This window comes from Streptomyces sp. ML-6, assembly GCF_030116705.1.
In the GTDB taxonomy this organism is placed as follows: Bacteria; Actinomycetota; Actinomycetes; order Streptomycetales; family Streptomycetaceae; genus Streptomyces.
This window is the reverse complement of record NZ_JAOTIK010000001.1, coordinates 7,109,646-7,136,154: the sequence shown is the minus strand read 5'-3', so window position 1 is coordinate 7,136,154 and position 26,509 is coordinate 7,109,646. Positions and strand designations below refer to the sequence as shown.

Here is a 26,509-nt window from a genome sequence, read left to right as displayed (position 1 = left end):
CCAGAAAAACTCCCACCACTACCCAACTCAAGACCAGAAGGCCCCAGAGGCACGGAATGAAAAGGAAGAGGAGAAAAGTACTGTTCGCCGTATTGTTGACGCCTGCGTCGCACGCACTCAACGCTCTACCGAGAAGCATTGCAGCAAATACCGCGAGACCGAGCCCCACTGCCGCCCCAAGACATCCGTAAAGCCGTCGCCCGCCCATAAATTCCCCCAAGATTCTTGACTCCGGAAAAATCCTCAGCCGCATAATCGCCACTTTACCGCCCAGTAAAAGCACCCTGACCGGCGGCACCTGCCCGACCCGTGACAAACGGGCCGGGCAGGCATTTCATTACTTTTTCTTCACCTGGTTCGTCCCCTTTTCATGCATCTTCCCCACCAGGTCGACGATGGAGGTGCGGAACTGTTGACGGGTCAATCCAAGGCCATACTGATCGAAGAGGTCGACTCCTGCCTGCATCGTCATGTGGTCACCCTGGTCATCTTCGCCAACGAGGATCGGATCAGAGATGGAGGCCCCTTCGATGAGAGCCTTGGAGTCGATACCGGCGGCCCGGCCGACATATCCATAGTGGACGTTCGACCACATATCGTAGAAGACCTGGTAGTCAGTGCCCGGGACGTCGGTGAAATAGCCGTTCTTGGAAAGTTTGAACTTTTTATCCAGTTTCGGCTTGTGGTCCCATTCGCATACCTTGGGGCAGACCTTGGCGCTCCACATGGCCAAGGCCGCCACCGAGTCCTTCCCCATGTCCCGACCGCCCAGGTAGTCGTACCAATCGTGAGGTCGCAGCAGACCCTGGATCGATTTGACATCGTTGGACCGTGCATTACGGGCCAGCTCGTCGTACATGTAGCTTTCGATCTGGGCGAATAGGTCCTCACCCTTCTTGAGCTCGGGCTTGGGCTCAGGACCCTTCTTGTAGGTGATTTTCTGGGAGACTTTCCCGCCGTCGTTTTTCACGGTGATGGTGAGGATCCCGCTGGCGCCGCTGAAGCCCGCGAAGGGGGCGGGCAGCGTGTAGGTCTGGGTGGAGTGGTAGGCCCAGGTGCCGTTGGGGCCCATCTCCAAGTAGTCGCGGTAGGAGCCGCCCTTGCCATCGCTGCACCCGCGCTCGCAGGCCGTAATAGGGCGCTCACCGCTCGGGTCGGACTTCGTGACCGGGGTGTTGTTGGCGTACGCGTACCCGTTGAGGGACTCGTGGTCCTCGGGGGCTATGACGGGGTCCACTGAGAGGAAGCGTCCAGTGGTCGGGTCGTATTCACGCGCCCCGACATGGACGAGTCCAGTACTGACGTCCGTAGCCTTGCCCAGGAAGCCCTTGTCGTCCGGCCAAGCCGACGAGGCCGTACCGCGTGTCTCGCCGAAGGGCTTCGTATAACTGCGGGTGATGCTCTGGGTGACGGCGTCAACGGCCATCGAGGCTGTTCCGTGATGGTCGTCGATCATCCAGTGCAGGCCGGCCTCGGTGCGCACCGCCGTGACAGAACCGGCCGCGTAGTAGCGCTCGGCCGTGAACTTCTTAGTGGCACTGTTGTAGTGCAGTTCTTGACCGGCGAGGTAGAGAACGGTCTCACCCTGGTTCCGGCGAATCAGAAGCTCTCCGTTGGCATCGTAGAGGTAGTCCGTGGTCTTGGCTTCCTCGGTGAGGCGGGTGAGTTTACCCTCGATGTCCCAGGCGAGACTCTGTGCGGAGCCGGTAGGACCGTATCGCTTGGTGGTGTTGCCATGTTCATCGTAACTCAGGGCCCGCTCGGTCCCCCCGTTGACGGTGTACGAGGTCAGGGTGTGCGGCTGCCCCGTGCCGGACGCGTTGACGGGCGGATAGGAGTACGAGGTCTGGGTGTCGCCGGACACCTTGTGCTCCGTCTGCGTCTTCCGCAGGCCACCGGATGCGTAAGTCCAGCTCGTCCAGTACGGGGCCGGACCACCGAGCAAATTCGCCGAGCGGGTGTCGGCGCAGCGGTCGGACTGGGGAGTCCACGCCTCGGTCAGCCTCCGGTATCCGTCGTAGGCGAAGCACTGGGTGTCCGTGCCGTTGGCCTTGTCGGTGACCGAGAGCACGTTTCCGCTGGAATCGTACGCGTAGTCAACGTCGCTGGTGTATCCGGCGTTGGTCTGGTCGACCGTGTGGGTGTTGGACAGACGGCGAGTGCCGTCCTCGTAGCGGTTGAGAACTTGAAGTTGCTTCGCGCCGGTCGAGGTGCCCAGACGCGTCTCCTCGATGTCCCCATACGAGGAGTAGCCGATGTCCTGGATGTAGTCGGTGATGCCGTCGGTCCCGGTGAGCAGGCCCAGGGAGTTGTAGCTGTTGTTGACTGTCTCCGCGGGCAGGTCAGCGAGGGCCGGCATCGAAGCGGACTGTACGGTGCCGTCGATGTTGTACGCCGTGGTCTGAGTGAACGTCTGCGGCGCACCTGCCACGACCAATGGGTCGCTGGCGGCGATGACGGTCTTGGTGCCCTTGGCGCGACCGAGGGCGTCGTAGCCGGTGACGGTCTGCGAGTAGATCTTGCCGGCGGTACCGCCGACGTACCGGATCGAGGCGCTCGGCTGGCCCTTGGCCAGGGAGTCGAAGGTGAACTTCGTCAGCTGGTGGGCGCTGTCTTTCACCCCGTCCCAAGTACCGGTCTTACGGCCGAGCTCGTCGTAATCGGTAATCAGGGTTCGCGAAACGCCGTTGAGGGTGGTGGTGACCGTCACCGGCTGATCGGCGTCGTTGTACGTGGTGTCGGTACGCCCCTTGTCGGGGTCTATCGCGTACTCCTGGCGTCCGCGCACGTCGTAGCCGTACGACCACACGGCGTCGTCCGGACCGGTCATCTTGCTGATCTGGCCGCCAGGTGTGTACGTGAAGAGGGTGCGAGTGTAGTCACTGCCACTCGGGACCGGTCCGTTGTACTCGCGGCGTTCCGTGACACGGCCCTTGACGTCGGTGAGAGTCAAGGTGCCTGTGCCTCCGACGGCAGCGGTGACAGCGGTGCGGTCGCCTTGCTCGTCCGTCTTCGTGCGCCATTTCTCCTGGTTGTAGACCCTGAAAACGGATGCGGTAGCTCGGCCCGCAGCATCGAACACGGTCTCGGTGGAGGCGGGAACGGAGCCGGGGAAGGTATTGGCCAGGACTCCCGAGGGCTCATTGTTGTCGTGTACCTGCTCGTTGGTGAGGTAGGCGAGGCCCCGGTCGTCGTAGAGCGTCTCGGAGATCACCCGGCCGCCGTTCGGTGCGGGGGTCTGCTTCTGCCGGGACCGAAGCATGCCGTCGAAGATCTCGTACGAGCTGTTGTAGGTCTTCCCATCCGCCTTGAGGGCGTCGGTGCGTATCCAGGTCTCCTTGTTGTTGTTGACGCTGTACGTGTAGATGATGCTGGCGGCGTCATTCAGTCCGCGAGAACGGTCAGGCTTCCACACCGACCGCAGCCGGCCCAGTGCATCGAGGTCCCACTCTGTGACATTGGCATTGGCGTCGGTGGACTTGGTAGTCACGCCCCAGGCGGGGTCCACCGTGTCGGTGGTGGTGTAGAGCTTCGGGTCGGTGGTGGTCCTCGACGTCAGCGGACCGTAGCCGGCGTCATCGGGGACGTACGTGGTCCTGGTCGTACGATCGAGGGCGTTGGTCGCGGTGGACGGACGGCCCAGTTTGTCATATGTGGACCGGGAGACCTGCTGGTAGACAGGCTTCTTGTCGGCGTCGCTATAGCTCGCGACCCGGTACGAGGCTGTGGGGTCGCCCTTGAGGGGCGCCACTCCGACGGCCTGCTGGTCATAGGCCGTGGTGACGTCGGAGACCACGTCCTTGGGCACCGACGGCGTACTCGCGCACGGAACACTGTACGTCTCAACGCGAGAGGTGAGCGAGACCAGCCAGGCCGAGGTGTTCCGGACATACGTCTTACGCGTACAGGTCTCGTCGCCGCTCTTGGAGGTGTCGCCACTGTCGTCCAGCGTGAGTGGCAGGCCGTACGTGGTGTCGTACGTGCTCTTCTGCCGCACCGTGCGGGAGCCCCCCGGGGTGGTCGTGCGGGTGCTCACCTCCCCGGGCTGGACGATCCACGCGTCGGTGGTACCCCAGTCGTAGCTGTGGTTGCCGGTCTTGTGGGACCAGGGAGTGTTGATGGTGCCGCTGACTTCTTCGGTGCCGTTGTAGGCGATGGTTTCGCGGACGAAGCCGGCGTACTGACGGGAGTCGTCGATTGCGGTGCCGGTGGAGTCGGTGACCTTTTCCACGCGTGCGGTGCCGTCGAGTTCCTTCTCGCCGTTCAGGCCGCGCATGTAGAGCGTCAGTTTCTTGCTGCGCGGCCCCTCGGAGTCGCCGGAGGTCTGCACGACCTTGCCGTAGCCGCGCCATTGCGACCAGGTGCGGTTGGACGGCTTGGTCAGGCCCTCGTCATCGGCGTACGCCCAGCCCGCGCCGCCCTGGTAGTCGTAGTACGTCTCCCCCGTGTCGCCGTGGCCGTATGGGTCGTCCTGGAGGACGGAGGTGACCACGTACTTGTGGAACCAGTCGGTCACCGGCTCAGCTCCGGACTGAGACCACTTGACCGGGAAACAGCGGCGGGTGTTCTTGTCGACGTCCTTCGGCACATTGGTGCCCCAGATGCAGTCCGGGTCGGAGTAGTTGACGGTGAGGGTGGAGCCGGTCTCGGACTTGATGGTGCGCACGCGCCACTTGATGTAGCGCAGGGTATCCGGGCCGCTGCCTTCGACGTGGTTGGACAGTTGCATGCCGCCGAAGGTGACCGGCGGCATGGCGGCCGTGGTGGTGTTGGCCTTGCCGGTGTTCTGGATGGACTTCAGCCACAGGCTGGCGGAGGAGGCGTCGCCGGTGTCGGGGAAGTCCTGTGCCAGGTGCCAGGTGTCCACGTCTCTGTGGGTGGTGCCGGTGCCGGTCCACACGGAGGTGGTGATGTCAGTGAGGCGCTTGCGGGTGAAGAAGGATGGGCCAATCTGGGTGGTGCACTTGGTGTTGGCCGCGCAGATCATGTCGAAGGGCACGTCGGGCCAGTTGGCCTTGGTGTCCTTGGTCAGGCTGGAGCAGCCGCCTGAGGTGACGCAGCGCTCGGCGTAAGTGAAGCGGACCTGCTGGGCGGCGGGCTTGGTGTAGATCAGGTCGCTGCGCAGGCCGAAGTCGATGCGGTTGAGGTAGCCGCCGCGGGTGTAGCCGGTGCCGTTGACCGTGGTGTCGGCGTTCTTGGAGTAGTAGTTCGTCTCCTTGCCGTACCAGTAGGTGCTGGCGTTGCCATGTGTGTCGACGACGTAGTCGAGGTTCCAACGCCATGCCTGGTTGCAGGAAGAGTCGGCGAAGCCGGTCGACTTGTAGCAGGGCTCCCCGGAGTCGTCGCCGAAGACCGGCGCAGTCCAGACGGAGTTGGTGACCGGGTCGTCGTCCGCCGTGGACGTGGTGCCCTTGTCGCTCCAGCCGGGCATCCGGTCCTTACCGAAGAAGTACTGGGTGCCTGATGCATCCGTGACCTTCCAGTACTCGGTGTTGTCGTCGCCGTTGTCGGTGGCGCCGGTCAGGTGCTCGACGCGGGTGCCGTCCTCGTTCTTCAGCTTCCACGTGCCGCCGGACGCCTGTGATAGGGCTGCGGTGTCGCAGGCCGCCTTGTCCGTACAGGCGTTGACCAGCTCGACGGCCTTGCCGTTGAGAACCAGGGTGGCGTTGGCATACTTCCAGCACAGGTCTCCCTTGCCGGAGTGACCGTCGTCCTTGCAGGAGGCGTACTTGCGCTCGATGTAGGACTCAGTGATCGAGAAGCCTTCACCGATCACCGAGGTCTGGTTGTTCTCCCCGGCCGTGCGGCCGTCCACGGATGCGGAGTTGTAGGAGATGGACAGGTTCGGGGACGGGCCGGCCGTGGCCGGAGGAACCCGCAGCGGGTAGTTCCAGGTGAAGTCACCCGTGTTGCCGCCAGCCTCCCAGGTGGCGGTCGGGGACAGCGGGGTGGAGGCGAAGTCACCTCCACCGCCGGAGCTGTCGGCTGCTGCGGCCAGCAGGACCGGAGACCCGGCAGCGAGTGCGCGGGCGGAGACGGTGCCTGTCAGCGTCTGCGATCCGGTGTCGTTGCTCGCACCGGCTACTGGCCGCTGAGTACGGCACGACTCCTTCTCGGGGGTGGTCAGCGCACACGCCGGGAGTGTCACCAGGCGCAGTCGGGGCCCGAAGTTGCCACCGTAGACGTCGTTGAAGGTGGAGTAGTCCAGAGACACCCGGAGCCTGTCGGTATCTCCGGCAGCTCTTCCGGAGGGATCAATGGTGAGCAGGATCCCGTTGACGCCTGCCTTCTTCGCGGCGGCCTGGGAGTGGACCCTGAGCGCCACCTCTTCGGCGGGGCCGGTAGTCTCCGCCTTCGTCTTGGCCGACTTGGCTGCCGGGGCGGTGGGCGCCTGGGCCAGGTCCACGTCGAGTCCGCCGACTGTGATGGCGGTCCCCGTGCTGGTTGCGGGGACCTTTGCGGTGGCCTTTCCAGCCTCCGGCCACGCGGCACTGTTCAGCCGTGCGCGGGTCTTGCGCGAGGCGGAGGCGGCCTTGTCCTTCGGGGCCTTGGACGTGCCGGGCTTGAGCCTGCCTACCTTGTCGATCTTCGCCTTGGGCCGGTCCTCCAGCTGCTTTCGGGCTGTCGCGGTCTGGGCCTGGGCGGTGAAGTCGTACCCCGAGGGAATCACAGCTTGCGGAAGGACAGAGAGGGCGACGATGAGGGCGCCGCGGCCGAGCCAGCGGCGTATGACGGCCCCTGGCAAGCGCTTACGGAAGGGTGGCGAGGACACATTTACTCTCCGTGTTCGATGGTGGGCGGGAAACGCTCCGGCAACGGCATCGATGCTGCGAGCGCTGCTTTTGGGGCGCGCCCGTCAAGACGCGCGTGCTACGGGAGACTTGGAGAAGTGCGAGACGGCCCGGGCGCCGGCATCAGCAGCGCCCGGGCCTGAACAGGTCGGAGATCGCGTAGTAGCGCAAGCACTCCGACCGTCCTCGCTTCTACCGCTGCTCGATGTTGTACCGGTTGGCGATGTTGTCGGTGGAGGTGGCGCCGGCCCAGACACGGACGCTGTCGATCTTTCCGGGGAAGTAGCGTGCGGCGGCGCCGTTGATTTCCGCCCGGCCGATCTCGAACGTTCCGCTGCCTTGCCAGGAAGTGGTGTACGGCACGCCGTCCTCGTCGCCCATCCGGGCGCTGTCGACGTACAGCCTCAGTGCGCCGAGTTTGGAGGTGTCCTCGGGGTCGGCTGCGGTCTGGGCGTCGCAGACGACTGTCAGCATGACGGGCACTCCGAGCTGAGCGGTGGTGAATGCGGTGGATTCGCTCTCGGTCCAGGAGGCTCCGGTGCCGTCCTTGTCGGGACGGCCGAACGTCCACCGCCCCTGGGTGCTTCCGGCCGGCTGTTCGTACCAGACGCCCCAGGAGGACTGGCTCGTCCCCGACTGGCCGAGCACCTGTACCGCGTAGGACTTGGTGGTGTCGGCGAGCTTGGCCGGGTCCAGCGTCACCCAGGCGGTTGCGGTGAACGAACCGGAGTCGTCGAGGAGCGGGCCGACAGCGGTGGCGTAGGCGCTGGTGCCGTTCAGGGTCATCGACTGCGTGGTCGTGACCTCTTCGCCGATCTCCGGGTCTCCGGTGGTGAACTGGGTGAGCGCGGCCCCGTTGAGTGTCAGGTTCCGGCCGAAGCCGCTGGTGTCCTTCACCGTGGTGCCGGTGGCGTTGGCCATGTCGGTGGCGTCCCACTTGGCGACGAGCGCCGGGACCGGGTCGCCGGCGGTGCCGTCGCTGATGTCCTCGTCCTCCAGCCAGGCGTCATGGGCGACCTCGGTGTCCGCCAGCGTGCGAGACCAGACCTTGACCTCGTCGATGGTGCCGGCGAAGTTCTCCTTGCCGGTCGCCGAGGCCCACAGGCGGCCGACCTGCAGTCCGCCGGACGCCTTCCACGGGGTCACCGTGAACGGCACCGGCTCGCCCTGCGGGACGCCGTTGACGTAGAGCTGGATCGTCTGCGACGCCGCGTTGTAGACACCGGCGAGATGGGTCCAGGCATTCAGAACCGGCGGTTTCGCTCCGATTGAGCGAGTGATAGCCGGAGCCGAGACGTCCGTCTGGTGCCGGTTGAAGACCCAGGCGTTGGCGGCCGTGGAGTAGTACAGCTGGAACCCGGAGGCGTTCGTTCCCGCCTGGGACAGAACGGTGTAGTTGACGTCCTTCTTCTCCAGGCGGGCCCAGGCCGAGACAGAGAAGGACTTGGTGGTGTCCAGTACCGCGCCGGGGGTGGAGAGGTAGGCGCTCGTGCCGTTGAACTTTGCCGCGCCGGAGCCGCTGCGGGCTAGGGTGTCCCAGGTGGCCCCCGAGGAGGTCAGCGGGTGCTGGGTGGCGGTGGTGGCGTCGGTGAGGGCGTTGTCCAGGTGCCAGATTCCCGAGGGCTTCTCTGCGCCCTTCACGAGGAAGCTGTAGTAGCCGGTGAGCGAGCTGTGTCCGGCCGCGTCGAAGCCCCAGACCTGGATGGTGTTCTCACCAGCCTGGTTCGGCGTGATCGTCTGAGTGGTGGCCGCGCCCTTGGCGACGGTGATCGGGGCCGAGACTACGCCGCTGTTCAGCTTCCACTTGTAGCTGACGACGTCCGACTGGATGCCGGGTGTAGTGGGGTTGGTGTCCGCGGGGGTGAAGGTGAACTTGCCGGACGTGCCCACCCCGCCGGCGGCCGGATCGGTCTCGGCCGGCTTGTAGACGCCGTCCGCGCTGGTCACCAGCGGAGGTGGCGGCGAATCGGTGTCGACCCGGAAGTAGCACCAGGACGACCAGGACGAGTCCAGGACACCGGTGACGCCGCGGTCCGTCTTGTAGTACGCCTGTGTCTTGACCCGCATCCGGTAGTCCGTCTGTGCCGGCAGTGCGCTGGAGGTCGCGTCGCGGGGGGCGTTGTCGGCCACCCAGGCGCCGTCCGGGGAGGCCGCGTACCAGGCGCGGCTGGAGCCGTCGGCCTTCCATACCTCGAACAGGGCGCGCACCTGGGCGTTGGCGCCGTCCGCTGACTGCACCGTGGCCAGCATCTTCGGCGTGGTGTCGCTGGTGGCGAAGGGCAGCGTGGAGGCGTTGCAGGCCCGCCCGGTGGTGCCTTGCTGGACGCCGTACGAGGTCGGCTTGTCCGGGTAGGAGACGTAGGTCACCGACAGCTTCGCGTCGTTGCGGAACCGTGCCCAGGCGGCGGCGTCGGACTCGTCGTGTGCGGTCAGCGAGAAGGTGATCTGCGCCGACTTGTTGGCGGCGTGGGACGCGAGGGTCGTCGTCAGGTTTTCGTTCGTCTCCTCGCCCACATTGTCACTAAAGCGTACCCAGTTCGCCGGCTGCGACGGGTCGCACAGGCTGCCCCGGCCGTAGGCCACGTTCCGGTCGCCCATCAGGTCGTCCGCGGCGGGGCGGGTCGACCAGGTGGTGCTGGAGGAGATGCCCTTGTTGACGTGGCTCAGGTCGTACCAGTGCGGATCACAGGTGAACGTCCACAGCTGATACACCTCCAGCGTCGCGTCCAGGATCTTTTTGCCGTGGATCGACGAGAGCGGGTATTCGAAGTACATGCGCTGGGTGTACGGGCTGTTGGAGCAGAGGTAGCCGGCATAGTTGGAGCATTTCCCCACGCCCTTGTCCCCATCGAACTCCCAGTACTTGGTGCCGTTGGAGGCCAGGGCCGTCCAGTCGCCCAGCGCGATGCCCTTGGTCGGCGGATCGATGTAGAGCGGGAAGACGGTGTTCTCGCCGTGGAGCAGGGCCGGATCAGGGGTGATCTCCAGAGTGGTGCCGACGAGCTTGAGCGGGAGCTCGGCCGTCGCGTCACCGCTGCCTGGGCCCTCGGAAGGCCCAGGCTCACCCCCGGCAGCAGGCAACGGGCCCGCCTCCGTCGCTTGCGATTCGCCCTCGGACTCTGCTGAAACGGTGCGGCCGAGTTGCGTGGTGATGCCCGCTGCTGGGGTGTCACCGGCCGAGTCCCACATCCGCCCTGCCGGGCTCTCGAAGACCGGGGTGCCGTCGCCGTCACGCGCGACGAAGCCGCCGTCGGCTGTCGGGGCGATGTCCAGCCCCTTGCCGGAGACGGTCATCCTGATCGTCGCGAGCGCCGGATTCTTTGCCGCCTCCGCGGTCTTGACCACGAGCACCGAGGTGTAGCCAGAGCTCAGCGCAGTCAGTTTCAGATCGACGTCCGGGAGGACTCCAGCGTACGTGACGGCGTCGCCGTCGAGCCTGGGCTCCGGGAGCACAGTGGGCCAGCCGAGCCGCAGCTCGTGTCCCTCATCCTTCAACGTGACCAGCCCATCCCCGCTGCCGCCGCCGGAGAAGGTGAGACCAGCTGTCGTGTTCTTCGCCCGCACAGAGCCGTTGGTCTCGCGAACGAGGGTGGTGTCGATGGGTGCCCAGGTACCGTCGTCTCTCCGGGCACGGACCGGAGCCGCGTTCATTTCCTGTGTGAAGGTGCTGTCCGGGTTGGCGAAGACCTGGGACGATTCGGTAGTCGCCCCGTCCACGGCCACTCGCTCACCGGTCTCCTCCGCGAGAACACTGGCCTTCGACTCAGGAGTCCCGTCGACCACTGTCGAGGCCGCTCCGTCATGGGCTGTTGCCGGAGTCGCTCCGACCCCGACCACCGGAATCGCACTCCCTAGAAGCGCGACAGCTACGGCCTAACTTCGCACCGCCTGACGCCAGTTGTGCCCCCGTCCCTGAGTAAACACGCCCCACCCATCCCTTAGCTTTTCTTTAAAAGAATCTGTGTGGATCATGTGTTGATCGGACCCAGTGGTCAACTGTGTCGTGTATCACGTTGATCTATTTCGGCCAGCAGGGGACCGCGACGAACTCGGCGGGACGTCCCCGGACTTGGTGTAGACCGGGAAGGCGGGGCCGCGGTCTCACGGAAGATTCCGGAGCAGAACCGGGTCGTGCAGCGGCGGGAGCGACTCCTGCGCGGCCAGGTGCGCGCTGCACCAACTCCGTGCGACGGCCCTCTTGCTGCCCAACAAGTCGCTCAGTACTGGCCTGGAAGACCGACGGATCCATCCGGTATGGCGAATACGCCTGCAGGATCTCACAGTTCGAGGCCAAGCGGTTCGATAGGGCCCGGCTGATGCTGACGGAGTTCGCCGCCACGTACAAGAGGGGCAGACGCAGGGCGCGGGCCCGAGCTCGGGCCCGCCATCGCCGCATATATCGCCGGCGCCTGGGTGGCTGCCGGCAAGCGCCTGCCATCCTCGGACAGTCTGGGCGGGGCCGGATGTAATTGGTCATCAGCAGCAGCGCTCCGGGCGGGGCCGAGGTCCTGTACACCGGGTCGAACGCGGGAAGGGCGGGCGTTGGCGAGTGCGGCCACTGCCAGACGTCGGCAGGGAAGCAGTCGCACTGCCGACGCAGTGGCCGGGCAACTCGTCGCTGTCTCGGGCTCCGTGCCTTCACGGCTATGCGGAGTCCGCGGACGCGCGCCGGACGGCTCGGCTCGGCCCTGAAAGGGGCCGCAACGGGAGTGCCGGAAGAGACCAGCGAGCGCCGTGACCTGCCGTGATGGGCGTGCGATGGCCGCTGACCTGCGCGAATGACCTTTCGATTCTTTCACGCTCGTGCCGGTTGATGGGGCTGGAAGTCCCAGAAAAGTCCCAGGAGACTCCCACTGCTGACGGGCGTCTTTCGGCTCTATACGGCAGTGCGGGTTCGTCGAACGCCTCGCTTTCGACGAGAGCACCGGAACCTGGATGTCGAGCGCATGGCGCTCAGGCGATGCCTTGCGGGATCGTGGGGCCCTGATGATCGACGACGACTCTTCGGCTGCCGACGGCAGTGAGTCGGCGGTGCCGGCCAACCCTCGGACGCCCTATGGCGAGCGGCCTGTCGCGCGAACCCGGCGGGCGAAGGCACAGGAGCTGATCGAGCGGCTCGTCGCCAAGGGTCGCGTCCGGATCACTGATCCCGATGACGACGAGGTCGCGGAATGGCGGCGCGTCGTCAACTATGCGAAGCGGCAGGGCCTGGAGCCGGAAGGTAAGCGCATCGAGAAGGCCCCGTACAGTGGGCCGGGGCCGGAGCCGGGGCTGTTCCTCGCGGAGGGACCGCATCCCAATGCGCGGAGTTGGCGGCCGAAGGAGGACGGAGCTCTAGGGCCTGTATCGAGTCGTGATCAATCTGCGGATTCAGTCTGTGTCGCGTGACACTTTCTGGTAGATCGGTTTTCATGACGCGGGTGCAACTGACGGATGCGGAGTGGGAGTTCATCGGGCCGTATCTGCCGATAGGCAGGTACGGCCCGTATCCCGAGCGGCTGCGGGAGCAGTTCGAGGGAGTGATCTGGAAGTTCAGGTCGGGCGGGCAGTGGCGGGAGATGCCGGCCGAGTTCGGAGCCTGGTCCACTGTTCATAATCGCTTCCGCCAGTGGCGCGACACCGGCGTTTTCGAGACTCTGCTGGAGGGCCTGATCGCCGAGGCCGCGAAGCGGGGCGAGGTGGATCTGTCGCTGGTCAGCGTGGACTCCACGACCGCCCGCGCCCACCACGACGCCGCCGGGATGCACCTGGACGACGAGGTCCTGAGCGCCCTGGAGAAGGCCGCCGCCGAGGAGGAGAAGGCCCGACAAAAGGGGGCAGCCCGGAAGGACAAGGCGGACAGAACGGCGACCCCGCCCGCGAAGAGCGAAGACGCGTCCGGCGCAGGCACCGGATCCGGTTGAAGGCCGCCCTGCTGGGGCGCTCGCGGGGCGGACAGACCAGCAAGGTCCACCTCGCCGCCGACCTCCGGTGCCGCCCGCTCGCGATCATCCTGACCGCCGGACAGGCCGCCGACAGCCCTCAGTTCATCCCCGTGCTGAAGAAGATCCGGGTTCGCGGCTCCGTCGGACGGCCACGCACCCGCCCCGACACGGTCGCCGGAGACAAGGCGTACTCCTCCCGCGGAAACCGCGCCTACCTGCGCAAACGCCAGATCAAGGCAGTCATCCCGGAGAAGAAGGACCAGGCTGCCAACCGGAAGAAGAGGCCCCTCAGCCACGACGCCGAGCTCTACAAGGCGAGGAACACCGTCGAACGCCTGATCAACAAACTGAAAGCCTGGCGCGGCATCGCCACCCGCTACGACAAGACCCCCGAGAGCTACCAAGCCGGACTTCACCTCCGCGCCTCCATGATTTGGATCAAGGACCTCACCCGAGCCGGGTGATCACGACTCGATACAGGCCCTAGTCGGGTTGAGGAATCCCGGCCGTGCTGAATGACGAAGCTCCTGTAGACGGTGTCACGACCAAGATCCACCGCTCACCAGGAGTCTCAATGACGAAGTCAAGACTCCTGCGCGACGGGCGGGACGGGGGTGAACAGCCTGTCGTCGCGCAGGAGAGCCCACAGCACGCTGGCCCGGCGCCGGGCCAAGGCGATGACGGCCTGGACATGCTTGCAACCCTCGCTGCGCTTCTTGAGGTAGAAGTTCCGGTTCGGGCCGTCGCGGATGATGCTTGTCTGCGCGGACATGCAGAACACCCGTCGCAGGCGGCAGCTGTAACGCTTGGGACGGTGCAGGTTTCCGGTCCGGCGGCCGGAGTCGCGTGGGACAGGCACCAGCCCAGCCGCCGAGGCCAGATGGCCGGCGTCGACATACGTAGTCAAGTCACCCGCTGCGACGATGAACTCGGCGCCGGGTATCGGGCCCATTCCGGGCAGCGTCTCGCTGATCTCGGCCTGCGGGTGACTTCGGAACGTCTCGCGAATCTGCTTGTCGATCCGCTTGAGCCGGTCGTCCAGGGCCAGGAGCTGTGCCGCCAGGTCGGCGACGATCTGCCCGGCAACATCCTCCCCGGGCAGCACAGTGTGCTGGGCCTGAGCCGCCTCCAGGGCGATGGCCGCGGGACCTGTCCCAAGGCCGGGTAGTTAACGTTTTCGCAGGTCACGCAAGGGGTGTTGGGGTCCATGCAGTGGCGGCGTAGAGGCCGGGGCCAAGTTTGTGGATGAGGCCGGTCTCGGCCCATCTGGAGAGCTGCCGATACATGGTCTCCATGGTGATGTCGCCGAAGTGGGAAGCGATGTCACGGGGGCGCCAGAGGCGGGTGGGGTTTTCCTCGAGCAGGCCCAGGATCCGGTGACGTCGGCGCTCGGCGAGGGCTGTGTGCCGGTCGTCGCGGGAGATGGCGGGGAGTTGAGGGTGCGGTTCGCGAGGTTCGAGGACGCTGATGTCGAGACCGGTGATCGTGCGGCTGGTGTCGGGCCTGCCGTCGTCATGGCGGGTGCTGTAACGGGACATCGGTGACTTGACCTTGCGGGTGCTGACGCGCTGCCGTCGGGGCGGCAGGAGACGGGCCAGGATCCGGTGCCCGATCAGCCCGACGCGGCCGACATCGGCGGGGTCGGTGATGACGGCGGCGGCCTGGACGACCTGGTCGCGGGCGGTCTGGAGCGCGATGGTGAAGCAGCAGCGGTCCGGATCGGTGCCGGGCAGCGACTCGGCGGCCTCGACCATCATGGTGCGCAGGGCCTGGTAGAGGGTGAGAAGGGCCCACATCTCCTGTTCGACGCCGGCCGGGTCGCCCGAGCGCAGGACGCGCCCGTTCGTGATCGTGTGGCGGAGCGCGTAGTACGCAGATTCGTGTTCCCACCGCTGGTGGTAGAGGCCCACCAGCGCGGCCGCCGGGTATCGGCGGGCGTCGGTCAGAGTGGTGACCAGCCTGTAGGAGCCGGTGAAAACGGTGCCGTCCGCGCAGGTCACCGTGATGTTCGCGTCGATCACACGTACCTTCACGGCGGCGATCACCGACAGGTATGAGCCGTCGGCGAGACGTGTCAGGACGGGGGTACGCCGGTTGCTGCGGAGTCGGCCCAGGAACTGGGCGCGGGTCGCGGTGACGGAAGCGAGGAAGTCGTTGCCGTCGAAGCCCTTGTCCCACAGGACGAGCATGTCCGGCCGCAGCAGATGCAGCAGGCGCGAGGCATAGCTGGTCTCGCCCTCGGCGGTGGGTCCGAACACTGCGCCGATCAGGGCCCGTGTCCCGGTCTCGACCAGCGTCATCAACTCCAGTGTGGGATAGCCGTGATGGGAGGTTCGCCCCAGCCAGGCCCTGTTTCGCCCGGAGTCGGGGACCTTCTGCGAACTGCAGCCGTCGAATGACACAGTCCGGTACGGCCCGAACCGCACACCGGGTGTCGTCGGCCGTGCCAGAGGCCCCGCGAGAACCTCGAATAACGCCCGCACCGGCGCACTGCCCAGTCGTCGGCGCAGATCACGCAGGGCCTTCGGCGTGGGGGAGGCCACCGGCACTTCGGCCAGCCCGGCCGTCAGCTTGTCCCAGACCAGCCGGTAGCCGACTTCAGGGAACAGACACATCGCGAGCAGGAAGTAGATCCCGACCCGCGAAGGAAGATCGCGCAGTCGTCTCTGCACCGAGCGGGTCTCCGCCAGGACCGCGTCGATGAGCTCGAACGGCACGACGGGCGTCAACTCGCCCAGACGCCCGGGCGCGAACCGGCCCGCGGCCACTGTGACCGTACGGGTGATGGCCATCACCGAGGCCGGCAGGACATGATGAAACGGCAACGGAGCTCCTCGAGTACAAGCTGTCTTGGACGACTGCCTGTACCAACGAGCTCCGTTGCTCTTGCGTCGGAAATCTTTCAACTGGCGCGCATGACCTGCGAAAACGTTAACTACCCGGCCTTGGGGCAAGGCCCCCCTGCCCTGATGGACAGGGTGCGGAAGCGTGTGGGAGACAAGCGTGTTCTGGGCCTGGTGAAGGCGTTCCTCAAGGCTGGCATCCTCGGTGAGGACAAGGCTCTGAGGTCAACTGATGCCGGTACCCCGCAGGGGTCGATCCTCTCACCATTGCTGAGCAACGTAGCGCTGTCCGTGCTGGATGAGTTCATCGCCCAGTCGCCGGGCGGGCCTCGTGCCAAGCAATATCAGCAGGCGAAGCGTCGGAAGTACGGTCTGCCCAACTATCGGTTGATCCGGTACGCGGATAACTGGTGCCTGGCGGTTTCGGACACCCGAGCCGATGCCGAGGTCTTGTGTGAGGAGATCGCGAATCTTCTTTCCACCATGATGGGCCTACGCCTGTCGCGGGAGAAGACACTGATAACCCACATCGAGGACGGTCTCGACTTTCTCGGCTGGCGTATCCAACGTCACCGAAAGCGAGGTACCCGCAAATACTTCGTCTACCTGTATCCGGCCAAGAAGGCGCTTCACTCCATCATGGCCAAGGTGAAGAAGTTGTGCTGGCAGGACGTGAACCTGCCGCTCGAAGCCTTGCTTTACCAACTCAACCTGGTACTGCGGGGCTGGACTGCCTACTTCAAGCACGGTTCGTCGAAGGCGACCTTCAACTACCTGCGGGCATACATCTGGAATCAGGTCTTTGGATGGCTTCGCCGCAAGCACCGGCGATCCAACTGGAAGGAAATCCGCCGCAAGAACACCAGCGACGGATGGTGGCCCGCTACCAGCGAGGTGACTCTGTTCAATCCAGGAGCAGTGAAGATTACCTACTACTCCTATCGGGAAACGAAGATCCCCTCGCCGTGGCCGAGCACAGCATGAGAGAGAAACCGGGCGTAATCACTGGGGCTTGTGGAGCGCCCGGTGCGTGGAAACGCGCACGGCGGGTGCGGGAGGCGGCTCGGGGAAACCCACCGACGGAAACGTCGGCGGGGCGCCCCGGGCCGACCTCACCTGGTACCTACCCGCGACCGATCGATCGCCGAGCAGTCGAAGAACTACCGCTATTCCACGGCTCATCAGGTGGTCATAGACGCCGACACCCGCCTGGTCGTCATCGTCGGCCGGCCTCTGCCCGGTAACCGGCACGACTCCCGAGGCTGGGAGGAATCCGGCGCCAAGGCCGCCGTGGGCCACACCACGACCATTGCGGACGGCGGCTACCAGGGAACCGGGCTCGTCATCCCGCACCGCAGGACGAAGGGCGAGGAACTTCCGGCCTGGAAGGAGGAACACAACCACTCCCACAAGCGAGTTCGAGCCCGCGTCGAGCACACCTTCGCCCGCATGAAGAGTTGGAAGATCCTGCGTGACTGCTGCCTGAAAGGCGACGGCGTCCACCACGCCATGCTCGGCATCGCGCGCCTGCACAACCTCACCCTCAACGGATAACTGAGAGGAACCTACAAGGGCCATCGGTATCCACATCGATCCCACGATCTACTACGGGGCAGCCTTTAGTGATGGGAAACTCTTCGGGTTCCGTTCCACGGGCCGCTGACCTGTGGTGTCGTGTGCCGACAGCAGGAACCACAAGAGTTTCCCATCAATATCTGACGCGGCGGCAACATAGCCCGGAAACGCCGGTTAGCCAAACCGGCGTCTCCAGAGACGCTTAATGCGCCAACGTCCGCACTCGAGCACAACCACAGATCGAAGCAACAGTGAAAGAGCATCGCCGCTATCTGCCGGAAATTTGCCGCGCGTTCTCCGTTCGCGAACTGTGCCGTCCGTCTCTGGACTCTTCCGCAGATCCGTCTAGTGTTCCGTACTCCCTGGAGAGTAGCCGCACTTGCCCAATGAACCAATAGCAACCATTGCCAACGCCGAACCACATCACGAGAAGGAGGCCGCGGCGGACCCTGCAGCTGCTCACCATCATGCCGTCTCACCTGATAGCCGAGCGCCTCTCCTGACCAGCGGCTGGTATTCAGCCAGTGACCTCGCCGCCTGCCTGGGAGTGGATGCCTCAACCCTGCGCCGCTGGCGCACCACTCAGCCTCCCCAGGGTCCGCCATTCGTCACGGCCTCGGAACGCGTCGTCATATACAGCGCCCTTGACGTCGAGGAATGGCTGCGCCACAGACGTACCGTCCCGACCAAGGGACACAATGACCGATAAGACCAACGTTCCTGTCGGTGTTCGGCTCTCGATCGATATCGAGTACCGTCCTGACCGCCCCACTCCGTATCGGGCGCGTGTCCGGTGGACCGATCCGACAAGCAAGCGCCGCCAGTCACTGTCCGAGGGAAAGGACAGCGAAGAAGAGGCCCAGGAATGGCTTCAGGCCATCATCGAGGCCGCAGAGGCCGGCCTGAGCCCGTCGCTGGCCACTATGAAGCTCGCCGAATACGGCGAAGCGAACATGGATCTCGCCCTGCGCGGTCTGGAGTTGAAAACGCTGGACCCCTACCTGTCGGGGTGGCGAATGCGTGTTGTTCCCGCCCTGGGCCACCTCGCGGTGCGGATGATCACCAATGGTGTCGTCGACCGCGCCGTGCAAAACTGGATCGCCGACGAACACAGCCGCTCAACGGTGAAGAACACCATCGCCGTCCTGGTCCGCGTCATGGAGCAGGCAGTCCGTGACGGCATCATCAAGGTCAACCCCGCCCGGGTGACCGGCTGGCAGAAACTCTACAAGCAGGCCGAGGATGAACTTCTCGACCCACGGGCACTGGCCCTGCCTGACTGGGAGACCCTCATCGCGCTGGCCGAGGCTCTCGTGGCTGCCTCCCACGACCAGTACCGCGGCTGGGGAGACGTGGTCGTCTTCGCCGCGTGCACCGCTGCACGGATCGGCGAGGTCTCAGGCTGCCGTGTCGGGGACATCGATACCGCCCAGTGGATTTGGACCGTGCGGCGTCAGACCACACCCGCTCCCGGGGGGCTGACCGACAAGGGCACCAAGGGCAAGCGAGCCCGCAAGGTTCCCATCGTCGAGGAGATCCGTCCCCTCGTCGCTCAGCACGTTCTGTCCGCCGGCCCGAATCCCGATGCCCGCCTGTTCACCGGCCCGCGCGGCGGACGCATCTCCACCGCCGTCCTGCGCGACGCCACGCACTGGGACGACGTGGTCACCAAGCTCGGCCACGAGCACCTGCGCCGCCACGACCTCCGGCACACCGGAATGACCTGGTTCGCCGACGCAGGCGTGCAGGTCTACGTCCTGCGACGCATCGCCGGCCACGGGTCACTGACCACGGCCCAGCGATACCTGCACCCCGACATGCACAAGATCACGGCTGCCGGGGCGGCGCTCTCCGCGAGCCTCGGCGTGCTCCGCACACCACGCTCCCTGGCAGGCCCGATCGCCATGGTCCGTTGACACCGATCAAGGAGGCCGGCCCCCAACTGGTCCCCAGGAATGACCGAGGGCCGGTTTCGGATGTCTCCGAAACCGGCCCTGATCTGTGACTCTCACGAGTCGGGACGACAGGATTTGAACCTGCGACCCCTTGACCCCCAGTCAAGTGCGCTACCAAGCTGCGCCACGTCCCGCTGCGAATCCCCCGGTGTTCCCGGGTGACCGCGCAGGACAAACATTACCTCACTCCGAGGACCGGATCGACGCCCGTGCCTGGTGGGCACGGTTCGCCAGGGATTCGGCGCCGCACGCGGTGGCCAGTTTCTGGGCCCTGGCGAGTTCGCGCGGCGAGCGGATCGCGATGCCGTAGTCGACGAGGGCGAGCGCGTGCTCGTACGCCGACGGGGATGACTCCAGGTGCCGGACGGATTCGGCGAGCAGATGGGTGGCGTCCTCGGGTTCCGCGAAGAGGGCGACGCAGCGCAGGGCATCGCCGATGGCGGTGTCCGTGCCGAAGCGCTCGGCGTGCGTCCGGGCCGTCGCGGCGAGTCGGGCCGCGCGCTCCGGGTCCTCCTCGGCCAGTGCGCGGGCGAGGTCACCGGCCCAGGGCGCCCACACCCCGTTGAACCTGCCCCGGGGTTCGAGTGCCTGGCCCGCCGCCTCCAGTTCGGAGATCGCCTCCTTCGTACGGCCTTCGGCCAGCAGCAGCCGACCGCGCACGCACGGGCCGTCGGGGAGGACCATCGCGCTGGGGTAGGGCGATCCGAAGGCGTAGCGGTCGGCGATCTCGCGGGCCTCCTTGACGCGGCCGCGGGCGAGGAGCGTGTCGATGAGCAGACAGGCCGCGTCCCAGTGGACGGGCAGTCCGCTGCCGACGCGGTCGGCCAGGCGCAGCCCCTCGCGGAGGAAGCCCTCGGCCTCGGCCAGCCGTCCGCGACGCCGGTGGACAAGTCCGAGCAGGGTGTGGGCGAACGCGAGGTGCGCGCCGCTCCAGCCGGAGATCTCGAAGGCGCGGACGGCCTCGCCGAAGAGCTGTTCGGCCCGGTCGAGCTGGTCGGTGAAGGCGTAGGTGATGCCGACGAGGGTCGGCAGCTCGAAGCCCCATTCCGCGTCCGTCCAGCCCAGTCCCCGGGCGGGGTGGCCGTCGACCAGGGCACGTTCGCAGAGGTCGACGACGAGCTGGGCGTTCTCGCCGCGCAGCATGGCGTCGAAGGCGCGGATGGTGAGCAGGGCGCGCTCGGCGTTGTCGCGGCCGTGGAGGTGATCGGCGTTGCGGGCGAGCCGGGCGGAGCGGCCGGGGCCGTCGTCCTCGGTGGCCTGCATGCCCTCCCAGAGGAAGGCTCCGGCCTGCAGCCGCATCAGGCCGGGGCCGGGGGCGGTGCGCGCGGCCTCCGCCGCGAGGGCGAGGGCCGCTTCCTTCAGCTGGTTGTTGTGGGAGTGCGCGGCCGCGAGGCGGTAGGTGGCGTCGATCCGCCGCTCCTCGTCGAGGCCGGGCATGTCGAGGGCCGCGCGCAGGTGCTGGACGGTGGTGGCCGGGGAGCTGAGCAGGGTGGCGCAGCCCAGTTCGTACAGCAGGGTGGCCTTCGCCTGCGGGCTCGGCGGTTCCTCCAGGGCGCGTTCGAGGCAGCGGCGGGCGGCGTCCGGGGCGCCGACCGCGAGGTGCTGCCGGGCCGCTTCGCGGAGTTGGCCGACCAGTTCCTGGTCGTCGTCCGGGTGCACTTCGAGCAGGTGCCGGGAGGCCGCGGCGGCGCCGAGTCCGGCCCGGGTGATCGCCCACGCGGCCCGGCCGTGCATGGCGGTGCGGGTGGCCGGCGGGATGGAGCGGTACACCGCGCTCGCGATCAGCGGGTGGACGAACTCCATCGGGTCGAAGCCGGTGACGATGCGGGCCTCGCGCAGCCGCTCCGTGCAGTCGGCGGCCTCGGCCGGGCTCATGCCGGCGAGGGTGGCCGCGAGGTTCTGCGAGATCTCCGTGCCGAGTACGGCGGCGGCCCAGGCGAAGCGGTTGGCATTGGTCCCGAGCCGTTCGAGCCGGGCGACGAGGCCGCTGCCGCGGGCGGAGGCGCCGAGTTCGCGCAGCAGCCCGGCCGACTCCTCCAGCGGCACCAGCTCGCGGTCCTGCACCTTGGCGACGAGTTCGACGGCCTCGTAGGGGTTGCCGCCGGTGACGGCCCACACCTCGCGGCAGAACGGGTCGTCGGCGTGTTCGCCGAGGGCCGCGCGGACCAGTTCGGCGGTGGCGTCCGGGGTGAGGGCGCGCAGCGCGACCCGTACCTGGGACGGGTGGCTGCTGCCCGGTCCGCTCTCCTTCAGCCGCGCCGCCAGCTCCTCCGGGCGGTGGGCCTGGACGACCAGGACGGGGAGTTCGCCGAGGCGGGCGGTGAACGAGGCGAGCCAGGCGAGGGATTCGCCGTCCGCCCAGTGCGCGTCGTCGACGATGAGCAGCAGCGGGCGGTGGCTGACCCGGGACGCGAGCCGGGAGACGACGAAGTCCAGGCCGTCGCGCACGCCTTGCGGGTCCGGCTGCGGGCCGCTCGGCTCGGCGAGGCCGAGGGCGGGCGCGGCGATCTCGTACCAGGTCCCGAACAGGGCGCGCATCTCGTCGGGCGGCAGTTGGTCGAGCGCGGGCTGCAGCAGTTGGCGCACGACGTGGAACGGCACGGACGTGACCGTTTCGCCGCCGCGTGCGGACCAGATCGTGCATCGGTCGGCGGCCATGGCCCGGATCTCGCCGAGCAGTGCTGTCTTGCCGATGCCCGCCTCGCCGCTGAAGATCAGCAGTCCTCCGACGGCCTGGGCGCCGCATAGGGCGTCCACGGCCTGTGCGGCAGCGGCAAGTTCCGGTTCACGCTCGTACAGCGGCCGGGACGGCTTCATGCCTACCCTCCCCTAGGGTGGTACGGATTGGTTTCGACACTAGTCGTGCACAAGGGTCGACGGACAGTGGTTCCGACAGTTCACCGCAGGTGCGGGGCACAATCGTGGGGTGGACGAGACTCGCAGGGACCGGGACGCCGAGGGCCGGGCGCGCAACGCGCGTCCCCGTGACGGGCTGGGGCGCCCCCTCCCCCGTGGGGCGGCGGGCATCGAACGACAGCCCGAGGGCGTGGTCCGTACGCCCGAGGGGACGGTGCGGGAGGCCCAGCGGCTGCTGGACGCGGGCATGCCCTTCCATGCGCACGAGGTGTTCGAGGACGCGTGGAAGTCGGGTGTGCGGGCGGAGCGGGAGCTGTGGCGGGGGCTGGCGCAGCTGGCCGTGGGGCTGACGCACGCGGCCCGGGGCAACGCGACGGGCGGGGCCCGGCTGTTGCGGCGCGGGGCGGCGGCGCTCGCCCCGTTCGTACCGGACCGCCCGTACGGGCTCGACGTCGGCGGGCTGGTCGGCTGGGCCGGGGAACTGGCCGGCCGGGTGGCGGCCGGGGAGGCGTCCGGGGCCGGGCCCGTCGACGCCGCCGCCGAGGCGCCGCGTCTGCGGGGGCCGGGCAGGTAGGCCGGTCGCGGGGCGTGCCGGCGGGGGCGGGGATGCGGCCGGCGCGCGTCGCGTCCGCGTCGTAGGCCGGCCGTGCCGTCCGCCGTGCGTTGCCGGGAGCGGTGAACAGGGCGGCCCGCAACCATTACGATCGCGCGTCATGAGCACTTCTGACCAGGAGCGGGCCGTGGATGCCCCGATACCGGACGCCAAGGACGAATCCGGGGACGGCTCGGGGGCCGCCACGAAGCCGGCCGACGGGGCGGCTCCCGCGAAGGCCGACGGGGCGCCTTCCGCGCCGGCCCCCCGGGCAGTCGGCGAAGGGGCTCCCGCCGGGGGCCCCGGGGCGGCCGCCGAAAAGACCACCGAAAAGGCTGAGGGAAAAGCCGACGGGAAGACCCCCGCAGCGGGTCGCGGAGCGGTCGGCGGACCGGCTCCCGCGGCGGACCCGGAGGAGGACACCGACGAGGGCCTCGACGACGGGGACGAGGGCGCCGGCGAAGACGCCGGCCGGAGGCTGACTCCGCGCCAGGCGCGGCGGCTGCGGATGGTGTTGTCGGCGGTGGGCATGGCCGCGATGGCGGTGGTCCTCGTGCTGCGGATCGCCAGCCGGTCGTCCGTGCTGGTGGTGGGGGTGTACGGGCTCGCGCTGATCCTGTGCGGGATCGTGATCGAGCTCAGCAGGAACGGCCGTACTCGGCTCGGCAGTTGGCTGCTGGCCCTCGGCCTGGTGGCGGCGATCGGTTCGGACTGGCTGCTGATTCCCTGACTCCCCGGTCTCCCGGCCATCCGGCGTCCCGAAATTCCTGACTCCTTGTCAGTTCGCTTCGATCCGTACGGTTCCGCCGCCCGGATCGACCCGGTCGAGCCAGTGGGCGCGCAGGTGGAACGGGAGGCCCGGTACGGCCGGCCGCAGCAGCCGCTGCCGGTGGAGCATCCGGCCGCCCTGCCGGACGACGAGCAGGGGCGAGGACAGCCGCCGGGTGGTGCGCAGGCTGAAGCGGCCGTGCGTCGGGGCGTCGCCGTCGGGCCCGACGAGGTTCGGCGCGACCCAGTGCAGTGGGGCCGCGACCGTGACGGGTGGGCGTCCCCGGGGCCAGGTGGCGCAGCAGGGGTGCGGCGACGGCCCGGCCCTCGGCCGCGGCGAAGGCGGCGCTCTCCACGCCGTGCAGCAGGTTGCCGACGGCGAAGACCCCGTTCCTCGTCGTGCGGTGGGCGGCGTCGTACGCCGGACCGCGGGTGCCGGGGTCCAGGGTGATCGCGCCGCGGCGGGCCAGTTCGTGGTCGGGGATCCAGTTCCCGGTGAAGACGACGGTGTCGCAGCGCAGGGTGGTGGTCCGGCCGTCGCGGTGGCGCACCGCCACTCCGGTGAGGCGTTGTCGGCCGGTCAGCGCGGTGATGGTGGTGTCGTCGAGGACCGGGGGGTGGTTCGCGCTCCGGGTCAGGGCGGCGAGCCGGGAGTGCGGCCGGTCGGTGACCACGGCGACGACGTCCGCACCGGCCACGCGCAGGGTGTCGACCGCGGCGCGGCCGACGGGCTCGTCGCCGACGACGACCGCCCGGGTTCCGATCCGCTGCCGGTACAGGTGGACGGCCTGCTGGAGTTCGCCGGTGGTGTAGACGCCGGGCGGGCGGCTGCCGGGGACGAGGCGGGCGCTGCGGGGACGTTCGCGGGCGCCGGGGCCCAGGCGGGGTTCGCGGGCGTACAGTTCCTCCGCGTCCAGGAGGCGGGCCGCGTGGTATTCGTTGCGCACGGCCTTGGCCAACAGGGCGGGGAGCACGGCCAGTTGTTCCTCGTCCCAGGCGACGAGGAGCGCTCCGACGCGTTCGACGGGGATGTTCGCCCCGGCCGCGTACGTGCGGAGCAGGTGCTGTCCCTCGCGTACGGGCCGGGCCTCCAGGGATCCGGGGACGGCGTCGAAACCGGTGTGCAGGATGGCGGTGTTGGCCTTGGACGTGGCGTTGCCGATGTCGTCCGAGGCGTCGAGGAGCGCGATGCGCAGGCGGTGGCGGGCGAGTTCGCGGGCGATGGCGGTGCCGACGACGCCCGCGCCGACGACGGTCACGTCGTAGGGCGGGCCGTCGGCCGGCAGGGGGCCGGTCGTCGTGGTCGTGGGAGGCATCGCGCGGTTTCCGTACGGGTCAGGCATGGTCCAGGAGGGTCTGTACGGCCGCCCGGAACCGGCCGAGCCGTTCGGCCGCCTCGTCGGCGCCGATCCGGGGTTCGTACACGGCGGCGGGTTTCCATGCGGGCACGGCCTGGCGGAGCGGCAGTCGCGGATCGAGGCCGAGCCGGGCGACGGCTCCGACGCCGAGTGCGGTGACGTCGGGCAGGGCGGACACCTCGACGGGGCGTTGCAGCAGGTCGGCCTGGGTCTGCATGAGCAGCGCGGAGCGGGTCAGGCCGCCGTCGACGCGGAGCGAGGTCAGCGGGGAGCCCAAGTCGGTGGCGACCGCCTCGGCAAGTTCGACCACCTGCGCCGCGATGCCTTCGCACAGGGCGCGGGCCAGGTGTCCGGCGGTGGTGTCGAGGCCGAGGCCGGTCACCGATCCGCGCAGGTCGCCGCGCCACCAGGGGGCGGCGAGGCCGGCGAGTGCCGGTACGAAGGTGACGCCGCCGGAGTCGGGGACGCCGGAGCCGACCGGGTCGAGGTCGGCCGCGCCGGAGATCACCCCGAGGCCGGTGAGCCAGTCGACGGCGGACGCGGCGGTGTAGACCTGCCCGTCGAGGCAGTAGTTCGTGGTGCCGCCGAGCCGCCAGGCGACGCAGCTGACCAGTCCGGTGGAGCCGCGGCGCGGGGCGGTTCCGGTCTGGGCGAGCAGGAACGCGCCCGTTCCGTAGGTGCACTTGGCGTTGCCCGGGTCCAGCGCGTTCTGGGCGAGGAGGGCGGCCTGCTGGTCGACGATGAGGCCGGTCAGCGGGAGTTCGGCGCCGAAGGCGGTCGTCGTGCCGACCGTGCCGTCGCAGTCGACGACGGCGGGGAGGCGTTCGTCGGCCAGGCCGAAGGCGTCCAGGGCCTCGGGCGACCAGGCGGCCCGGTCCAGGTCGAGCAGCTGGGTGCGGCCCGCGGTCGCCGCGTCCGTCACGAACGCGCCGGTCAGCTGGTGGACCAGCCAGGAGTCGCTGGTGGTGACGACGCCCTCGCGGGTCAGTTCCCGGCGGATCCAGGCCATCTTGGGGGCGGCGAAGTACGGGTCGAGGGGCAGTCCGGTGAGCCGGGTCAACTCCTCGTCGCGGGAGGATAGTTCGTCGCAGATCGGGGCGGATCTCCGGTCCTGCCAGACGATCGCGTCGGTGAGCGGGCGCCCGGTGTCCGGGTCCCAGGCGAGCACCGTCTCACCCTGGTTGGCGAGGCCGACGGCGACAACCGGTTCGGCCGCTTCCTGCAAGGCCCGGCGGCCTGCCTCGACGACCGAACCGAGGAGTTCGCCGGGATCCGCCTCCACCGCTCCCCCGGCGCCGTGACGGGTCGTCACCGGCACCGAAGCGGAACCGATCACGCCGCGCTCGGGGCAGATCACCAGCGCCTTCGTCCCCGATGTCCCCTGGTCCACAGCGAGTACCGGGCCTGTCATCGACACTCCAGCTGTGCGGAAGCTCTGCGGCTTGAACGGAATCGTGATCTTTGAACTGCGCCGCCCAGAGTGGTGCAGACCACCGCGTACGTCAAGGGCCGAACGGCCCCGTGTCCGGAACATTCGGGGTGCCGGTCAACGTCCATGGGATTCGTGTCACTTGAGTAAGATCCGCGAATCGGTCCGAAGAGCGGGGCAACTGCCTCTACACTCACCGCCGAGCAACAACCGGACGCTTTCGAGCAGTTCGTTTTTCAACAGCTGCTTCACCCCCCACGTCCTTGAGGATTGATGAGACCGACACCTTTCGCCGAGAACCGGGGCGCCGATTCCCGGTCCTCCCGCTTCCGCACGAGTGCCATGCCGCCGGGTTGCGTGACGTGCTGAAAAGAACTTCCATCCGTCACATGCCGTCCCGTCGCACGGGGACAGGGCG

11 protein-coding genes, 1 tRNA gene and 3 pseudogenes are annotated in these 26,509 nt (G+C 67.8%); 7 read left to right on the top strand and 8 right to left on the bottom strand.

Going from position 1 to position 26,509, the window contains the following annotated elements:
* Positions 1 to 337: 337 nt before the first annotated feature.
* Both OCT49_RS31300 and OCT49_RS31295 read right to left on the bottom strand, forming a co-directional pair.
* Positions 338 to 6,730 (bottom strand): RHS repeat-associated core domain-containing protein, encoded by a 6,393-nt coding sequence (locus OCT49_RS31300; protein ID WP_283856003.1) that lies wholly within the window; start codon positions 6,728 to 6,730, stop codon positions 338 to 340.
* A 253-nt stretch (positions 6,731 to 6,983) separates the two neighbouring features.
* A complete protein-coding gene (locus tag OCT49_RS31295) occupies positions 6,984 to 10,514 on the bottom strand; it encodes a laminin G domain-containing protein (RefSeq protein WP_283856002.1) in 3,531 nt (1,176 codons plus the stop codon).
* A 1,263-nt stretch (positions 10,515 to 11,777) separates the two neighbouring features.
* On the opposite strand from OCT49_RS31295, the gene OCT49_RS31290 reads away from it, so the two are divergent.
* Both OCT49_RS31290 and OCT49_RS31285 read left to right on the top strand, forming a co-directional pair.
* On the top strand, positions 11,778 to 12,179 hold the full coding sequence (locus OCT49_RS31290) for a hypothetical protein (protein WP_283855156.1): 402 nt from the start codon (positions 11,778 to 11,780) through the stop codon (positions 12,177 to 12,179).
* A gap of 23 nt (positions 12,180 to 12,202) precedes the next feature.
* Positions 12,203 to 13,179 (top strand): annotated as a pseudogene (locus OCT49_RS31285) (IS5 family transposase).
* A 119-nt stretch (positions 13,180 to 13,298) separates the two neighbouring features.
* Here OCT49_RS31285 and OCT49_RS31280 read toward each other — a convergent pair.
* Both OCT49_RS31280 and OCT49_RS31275 read right to left on the bottom strand, forming a co-directional pair.
* Positions 13,299 to 13,859, bottom strand: a pseudogene (locus tag OCT49_RS31280) (transposase); the annotation flags it as partial.
* Positions 13,860 to 13,899: 40 nt separating this feature from the next.
* A complete protein-coding gene (locus OCT49_RS31275) occupies positions 13,900 to 15,540 on the bottom strand; it encodes an IS4 family transposase (protein ID WP_283849848.1) in 1,641 nt (546 codons plus the stop codon).
* Positions 15,541 to 15,630: 90 nt separating this feature from the next.
* Between OCT49_RS31275 and OCT49_RS31270 the strand changes: the two genes are divergently transcribed.
* The 3 genes and pseudogenes from OCT49_RS31270 to OCT49_RS31260 all read left to right on the top strand — a co-directional run bounded on the left by OCT49_RS31270 (position 15,631) and on the right by OCT49_RS31260 (position 19,049).
* Positions 15,631 to 16,542: a group II intron maturase-specific domain-containing protein gene (locus OCT49_RS31270; protein WP_283855155.1), complete on the top strand. Its 912-nt coding sequence runs from the start codon at positions 15,631 to 15,633 to the stop codon at positions 16,540 to 16,542.
* A 132-nt stretch (positions 16,543 to 16,674) separates the two neighbouring features.
* Positions 16,675 to 17,112 (top strand): annotated as a pseudogene (locus OCT49_RS31265) (transposase); the annotation flags it as partial.
* Positions 17,113 to 17,831: 719 nt separating this feature from the next.
* Positions 17,832 to 19,049 carry a tyrosine-type recombinase/integrase gene (locus OCT49_RS31260; RefSeq protein ID WP_283855154.1) on the top strand — a complete coding sequence of 406 codons (1,218 nt, stop codon included), beginning with the start codon at positions 17,832 to 17,834 and terminating at the stop codon, positions 19,047 to 19,049.
* 99 nt (positions 19,050 to 19,148) lie between these two features.
* On the opposite strand, the gene OCT49_RS31255 is transcribed toward OCT49_RS31260, so the two are convergent.
* Positions 19,149 to 19,222: transfer RNA gene (locus OCT49_RS31255), tRNA-Pro, on the bottom strand.
* Positions 19,223 to 19,271: 49 nt separating this feature from the next.
* A complete protein-coding gene (locus tag OCT49_RS31250) occupies positions 19,272 to 21,905 on the bottom strand; it encodes an ATP-binding protein (protein WP_283855153.1) in 2,634 nt (877 codons plus the stop codon).
* A gap of 109 nt (positions 21,906 to 22,014) precedes the next feature.
* Between OCT49_RS31250 and OCT49_RS31245 the strand changes: the two genes are divergently transcribed.
* Together OCT49_RS31245 and OCT49_RS31240 are read left to right on the top strand one after the other, a co-directional pair.
* Positions 22,015 to 22,518: a DUF309 domain-containing protein gene (locus OCT49_RS31245; protein ID WP_283855152.1), complete on the top strand. Its 504-nt coding sequence runs from the start codon at positions 22,015 to 22,017 to the stop codon at positions 22,516 to 22,518.
* 139 nt (positions 22,519 to 22,657) lie between these two features.
* The gene (locus tag OCT49_RS31240) at positions 22,658 to 23,266 is read left to right on the top strand and encodes a hypothetical protein (protein ID WP_283855151.1); all 609 of its coding nucleotides are present in this window, start codon (positions 22,658 to 22,660) and stop codon (positions 23,264 to 23,266) included.
* On the opposite strand, the gene OCT49_RS31235 is transcribed toward OCT49_RS31240, so the two are convergent.
* On the bottom strand, positions 23,175 to 24,620 hold the full coding sequence (locus OCT49_RS31235; RefSeq protein WP_349632812.1) for an FAD-dependent oxidoreductase: 1,446 nt from the start codon (positions 24,618 to 24,620) through the stop codon (positions 23,175 to 23,177). The two genes, OCT49_RS31240 and OCT49_RS31235, sit on opposite strands and share 92 nt — an antisense overlap.
* 19 nt (positions 24,621 to 24,639) lie before the next feature.
* Positions 24,640 to 26,073: an FGGY family carbohydrate kinase gene (locus OCT49_RS31230; protein WP_283855150.1), complete on the bottom strand. Its 1,434-nt coding sequence runs from the start codon at positions 26,071 to 26,073 to the stop codon at positions 24,640 to 24,642.
* Positions 26,074 to 26,509: the final 436 nt, after the last annotated feature.

Bases quoted from the DNA above. Each gene is read 5' to 3' on its own strand.
- OCT49_RS31290 (WP_283855156.1), top strand. From the start codon at position 11,778: ATGATCGACGACGACTCTTCGGCTGCCGACGGCAGTGAGTCGGCGGTG.
- OCT49_RS31270 (WP_283855155.1), top strand. From the start codon at position 15,631: ATGACCTGCGAAAACGTTAACTACCCGGCCTTGGGGCAAGGCCCCCCT.
- OCT49_RS31260 (WP_283855154.1), top strand. From the start codon at position 17,832: ATGACCGATAAGACCAACGTTCCTGTCGGTGTTCGGCTCTCGATCGAT.
- OCT49_RS31250 (WP_283855153.1), bottom strand. From the start codon at position 21,905: ATGAAGCCGTCCCGGCCGCTGTACGAGCGTGAACCGGAACTTGCCGCT.
- OCT49_RS31240 (WP_283855151.1), top strand. From the start codon at position 22,658: ATGAGCACTTCTGACCAGGAGCGGGCCGTGGATGCCCCGATACCGGAC.
- OCT49_RS31235 (WP_349632812.1), bottom strand. From the start codon at position 24,620: ATGCCTCCCACGACCACGACGACCGGCCCCCTGCCGGCCGACGGCCCG.
- OCT49_RS31230 (WP_283855150.1), bottom strand. From the start codon at position 26,073: ATGACAGGCCCGGTACTCGCTGTGGACCAGGGGACATCGGGGACGAAG.